Origin of the sequence: Frankia tisae (genome assembly GCF_025403405.1) — a bacterium.
GTDB classification, from domain to species: Bacteria; Actinomycetota; Actinomycetes; order Frankiales; family Frankiaceae; genus Frankia; species Frankia tisai.
In genome coordinates this window covers 1-2,289 of sequence record NZ_JANEZT010000606.1, presented here as the reverse complement: position 1 = coordinate 2,289, position 2,289 = coordinate 1, and the positions used below count along the sequence as shown (strand labels likewise).

The window sequence follows — 2,289 nt, the reverse complement described above, 5'->3', positions numbered from 1 at the left end:
GCTGGTCGCTGCCCCGCTTCTTCGCCCACCACTGCTGGTGGTCCGGCAGCGACCAGCCGGCCACCGCGCCGGAGAACTCGGTCGCGCCGTAGACACCGAGCACGTGGATGCCGTAGCGCTCCAGCACCGCGTCGACCAGATCGGGCGACACCGGGGCGGTCCCGCAGGTCAGCGCGCGCAGGCTCGCGAGGTCCTCGGCGGGCACGTTCGCACTCATCAGGGTGCGCAGCGCCGCCGGCGGCAGCGCGCCGAGGCGGGGCCGGTGCTCGCGGATGACGTCGAGCCACCGGTCCAGGGTCCAGCGCTCCAGCAGTATGATGCGCCGCGCGTCGCCGAGGGCCTGCAGTGCCCCCCACATCCCGCCGATGTGCACCAGCGGGACGGAGACGATGGCCACGCCGCCCTCGAAGTAGGCCCGATCGCCGCCGCCGGGCTTCATGTGTCCCCGGGCGGACCCGACCGAGGCCTCGAGCTGGCGGTAGGTCAGCGGGATGCGCTTGGGCGGCCCGGTGGTACCCGAGGTGGTGAGTTCGACGGCGACACCCGGCGCCTCGACCGCGGTGATCGCCGCGTCACCGCGGCCGACCCGCATCGACGCGATCCCCTCCGCGGAGGTGCGGATGAGGCTGATGCCGAGCCGCTCGACCGGCTCCGCGAGCCCCGAGGACGCCCAGGCCCGCTCCGGCACGATGAGCACCGGCGGGGTGGCCCGCTCCAGGTCGCCGGCGAGCCGCTCGGCCGGCTGCAGAGGGTTGAAGACCGTCAGGCAGCGCTCGGTGCCGAGGATCGCGAGGATCGCCGCGATCGACTCGGTCCAGTTTCCGAGCAGGACGCCGACGCGCGCGCCGCGGCCGAGGCCGAGCCCGTCGAGGCTGCGGGTGATCTCGTCGGCGAGCGCGCGCAGGGTCCCCCAGGGCACCCAGGCACCGTCGACCTGGAGGGCGGGGGCGGAGTCGGGCGCCTCCCACAGCGCGCGCAGCCGGCCCGGCAGGTCGGCGGGCTTGGTCACAGGGTCCCGCATCATCGCTCCTTGCCGCCGGACGGATCGGGGCACGCTCCGGACGGATCCGGAGAGCCGCCGAGAGGGCCCGTTCGCCCAAGCTACCACTAGATAAATTGATTAGGTTTAATGAATTGACATGGAAAGTGGCCTGGAACCGGTCGGCCCACCCGGAGCCGTCTCAGCGCCGGACGGCCGCGATCAGCCGGGACGCAGCCTGCTCGCGCAGCCGGTCCGGCGCCGCGATCAACGCCTCGCTGGACTTCGCCCGACGCAGGTAGAGATGCACGGGGTGCTCCCAGGTGAAGCCGATCCCGCCGTGCACCTGCAGGCTGCCCTGGGCGGCACCGACCGCGGCGTCGAGCGCCTCGGCGGCGGCCAGGGCCACTGCCACGTCGAGCTCGCCGCCGTCCGCGGTCGCGCCGTCCGCGGTCGCGCCGTCCGCGGTCGCGCCATCCGCGGTCGCGCCATCCGCGGTCGCGCCATCCGCGGTCGCGCCATCCGCGGTCGCGCCATCCGCGGTCGCGCCATCCGCGTCGAGGGCCTGCGCGGCGGCGGCGACGAGAGCGCGGGCCGCCTCGGTACCGACGAACATGTCGGCGCAGCGATGCGAGATCGCCTGATAGGTGCCGATCGGCCGGCCGAACTGGTGGCGGATGCCCGCGTAGTCGACGGCCAGTTCGGTGCACTGCGCCGAGACGCCGACGGCCTCGGCCGCCAGCAGCGTCAGCGCCACCCGGCGGGCGGCGGCGAGCACCGCGGCGAACCCGGCCGAACCGGCGAGCAGGGTCGCGGACGTGTTCAGGGTGACCCGGGCGAGCGGGCGGGTCACATCGAGAACGTCGAGCGGTTCGGCCCGGACCGCGACCCCGGCGCCGCCGTCCCCACCACCGCCACCGGCGGCACCCTCATCTTCGCCGGCCGACGCGGGCACGTCGACGGCGAACAACGCGGGGCCGGTGTCGGTCGTGGCGGCGACGAGCAGTACCCGCGCGGCCGCCGCGTCCGCGACGACGGGGGCCGTCCCGGTCAGCTGCCAACCCCCGGCCACCTGCTCGGCCCGCACCGTCGCCAGTGGCGTCCAACCGTCGACGGTGCGTCCGACCGCGACGGCCGCCGGCGTCCGGCCCGAGGCGATCGCCGGCAGCAGCGCGGCCGCGGCGGGGGCACCCGGTGCGTTCCCGTCCACGACGGCGAGCAGCGCGGCCTGGGCGATCGCGCTGGACAGCAGCGGCACCGGCGCCACCCGGCGGCCCAGTTCCTCCTGGGCGACGGCCAGCAGCGCCAGC

General features: G+C 75.5%; 2 protein-coding genes. Both read right to left on the bottom strand.

Features of this window, described 5'->3' with window-relative positions; all coding sequences use genetic code 11:
* On the bottom strand, positions 1–1,021 hold a 1,021-nt coding region (locus NBZ85_RS30435; protein WP_261563352.1), incomplete at its 3' end, for an AMP-binding protein.
* A 160-nt stretch (positions 1,022–1,181) separates the two neighbouring features.
* On the bottom strand, positions 1,182–2,289 hold a 1,108-nt coding region (locus NBZ85_RS30430), incomplete at its 5' end, for an acyl-CoA dehydrogenase family protein (protein WP_438803120.1).